Source organism: Paralimibaculum aggregatum (assembly GCF_030270585.1).
Lineage (GTDB): Bacteria > Pseudomonadota > Alphaproteobacteria > Rhodobacterales > Rhodobacteraceae > Thermohalobaculum > Thermohalobaculum aggregatum.
Genome location: NZ_BSYI01000097.1, coordinates 1 through 2,737 on the forward strand (window position 1 = coordinate 1; position 2,737 = coordinate 2,737).

Consider the following 2,737-nt stretch of genomic DNA (forward strand, 5'->3'; position numbering starts at 1 on the left):
AGATGTCCCTTATGGGTGATGCGCCCCGCTGCGTGCTCGGTGTTCCAGGGCTTCAGCCAGGGCCGGACGCCGGCCTCGAGGCTCTCGATGATGCATTCCGTTACTCGCTCATAAATATCTTTCTTCATTATAAAATACTCCAGTATTTAATCATTTATCTCCAATCATTTCCGCCCTTTGTTCACAGAAGTAAGCTTTTCCGATTCCGCACAGCGCTATATAATGACACATTCTTCTTGCCGCGAGGCGCTGGCGCGCCCGCGGCGGGCGCTCAGCCCCGGCGGCGTGCCCGGGCGAGACCGAGGGCGGCGAGCCCCGTCAGCAGGAACGGCAGGCCTGCGGGCAGCGGGACCGCGGCAGCGCCATAGCCGCTGGCCATCGGCCCGTCGGCCGCGAGCTGCATGCTACCGACGCTGACCGAGGAGTTGTTGCCGGCAAAGATATTGAAGCCCGGTCCCTCAAAGCTGCCGATCTCATACGTCGCTGTCCCAGCGTCAAACTCAACACTGGTCTCGAAGTCCGGTGAAGACTCGGTGAAGGCGGTCACCAGCGTGGCATCCGTCAGCATGGTGCCGGTGGTCGCAAGGATGAAATCGAGCAGCATGTCCGGTCCATCAGGACGTGTACTGTCCTGTGGGGCTGGCTGAGAAATGCCACCGAGGTTGGACGTCCTGCGGATTTCGACAAGGCCGGTTGCAAGGATGTCGATGTCGAAAGCCGTGAAGTTCCCATTGCCATCCTGAAGGCGGACGTTGCTGTACTCGACACCGGTGCTGATGGTCGCGGTCGCGGGCCCGGAGGAGCCGGGCCCGGTCGTGGTCACCAACTGAGTGCCCGTGGCAATGGAAGAGTTCACCGGCGTGGTTTCGAGCGTGATCGACAGCCCGGTGAAATCGGTGATGGGAACCGCCTGTGCAGCGGTCGTGGCGGCGGTCACGGCGGTGGCGACGAGGGCTGCGGCGAGAGTGGTGCGGATCATCTGGTCGTCTCCATTGGGTGTTCGGTTGGGCCGAAGTGGTCTCCCCGAACGGCAACCTCCCCCGGATCTCTCGGCCTTGGGGACTTTCCCATTTGACCTCTTGCCGATGAGCTCGCCGAAGCCGACAAGCCCGATCAAGCAGGAAGTGCCTCGGGCACCGTCGCGGGTGCCGTGGATCGCGCTGAATCGCTGACCTACCGGCTTCGCAGCGCGCCATGGGCGGCGAAATGCCCGGATGCCGGACACACCTTTGCCGTCACCGCAGGCGCCGCCGGTGATCACATGGTCTCCGCTCATGCTGACGTTGCCGTCTGTGGCGGCCCGCGGAGGCTGTTGATCAGGCCGAGGACGCCGGCGAAGACCTCCCGCGGCAGTGCGGCCTCGGCAAGCTGGAACACGGCATAGCGGGCGTGGCGCACCAGCCGGACGCCGGTCTTGACCAGCCGCTCGCGCAGCGAGGTCAGCGACCAGGTCTCGATCGCTTCCAGTGTCGCCAGCGTGCGCAGGAAGTTCGCCAGGTTGTAGGCCAACGCGTGGAGCTGGAGCCGGACGGCGTTCGCCTCGAAGCGCATGCAGGAGAGCCGCGTCCATTTGAGCGCGTACTTGCCTTCCTTGATGTGCTGCTCGGCCGTTCCGCGGTCGTTGTAGAAGGACAGCACGCGTTCGTTCGGCAGGCTGCGGTTGGTGACGATGAAGCCGATCCGCGGGAACAGCTCGCCGGGATGGAACTCGACCTTGGCGACCACCCGGCGGGCCTTTGACCAGCTCTTCGCTCGGTAGTGGAAGCTGGTGTAGCGGCGCACGACGTGATGTGGCGGCCGGCCGGGGCCGCGCTTCGTCAGCCAGGAGATCCGGTCATGGAGCTTGGAGTTTCCCTTGATCCGGATGGCATAGTCCCAGCCCTCGGCTTCCAGCAGATCGAACAGGGCCGGGATGGCAAAGGCGGCATCCGCACGGAACCGCCGCCTCGTGACCGAAGGCCGGGCTTTGGCGGAGTAGCGCGCCAGTACGGGGTTCAGGACATCTTCCCAGCCGTGGGCGCTATGCACGTTCCCGGGGCGGAGCGCGCACCGCTCCAGATCGCCGAACTGGTTGAACACGAAGAGCGGATGCAGGCACTTCGACTGAAAGTGGCCGTTCCGGGCCGAGCCTTCCTGATCTCCATGCACGGGGCTTTCGGAACTGTCCATGTCCAGCGTGACGACCTTCGGTGGCTGCCGGTCGTGCACGGCATCAATCCACCGGCCGGGCAGATCTGCGAGAATGGCCAGGTTCTCTGGCGGCGTCAGCATTGAGGTCTCGAACCGGCCCATGGCGCTCGCCGAGGCCGCACCGCGTTTGACCGCCCGGCCGCCGACGAGCTGGCGCATCACTGGGTCTCGGCGCAGACGGTCGGCGTCGTTGACGTCCTCGTATCCCGCGAGGCGCGAGAAGAGCGATTGCCGGAGCAGCCCGCAGAGATGATGCCGGCCGTTCTTGCCGACGCGCGGATCAGCGATCAGATCGGCCGCTGCATCGGTCAGGCCAAGAGCGTCGTCCAGTTCTCGGTGCAGGAGCAATCCGCCGTCCGAGCTGATCGAGGAACCGCAGAACGCCAGCTTGACCGTGCGGTCGAATTGGAGCCGAAGAGGCCCCGTTTCCTCTTCACCCGCCGGGTTCACTGCCGCCATACCGCTCCGCCCTCGTCAACCAACTGACATCAGGAGGATATCACGGTTCAGAGCTGGCTCGAAGCTCGATCCATCTGGGATATCCGGG

Annotated in this window: 3 protein-coding genes; all 3 read right to left on the reverse strand. The window is 64.5% G+C overall.

The features are described from left to right. Positions 1 to 128 (reverse strand): ArdC family protein (locus QSJ97_RS24345; RefSeq protein ID WP_285675087.1); only part of this gene is annotated, 128 nt, incomplete at its 3' end. Positions 129 to 271: 143 nt separating this feature from the next. After that, positions 272 to 979: a VPLPA-CTERM sorting domain-containing protein gene (locus tag QSJ97_RS24350; protein ID WP_285675084.1), complete on the reverse strand. Its 708-nt coding sequence runs from the start codon at positions 977 to 979 to the stop codon at positions 272 to 274. 293 nt (positions 980 to 1,272) lie between these two features. After that, positions 1,273 to 2,649 (reverse strand): IS1380 family transposase, encoded by a 1,377-nt coding sequence (locus tag QSJ97_RS24355; RefSeq protein WP_285675085.1) that lies wholly within the window; start codon positions 2,647 to 2,649, stop codon positions 1,273 to 1,275. Positions 2,650 to 2,737 lie beyond the last annotated feature (88 nt).

What these genes read in the sequence shown, in the direction of transcription:
- QSJ97_RS24355 (WP_285675085.1), bottom strand. Translation starts at nt 2,649, where the DNA reads ATGGCGGCAGTGAACCCGGCGGGTGAAGAGGAAACGGGGCCTCTTCGG.
- QSJ97_RS24350 (WP_285675084.1), bottom strand. Translation starts at nt 979, where the DNA reads ATGATCCGCACCACTCTCGCCGCAGCCCTCGTCGCCACCGCCGTGACC.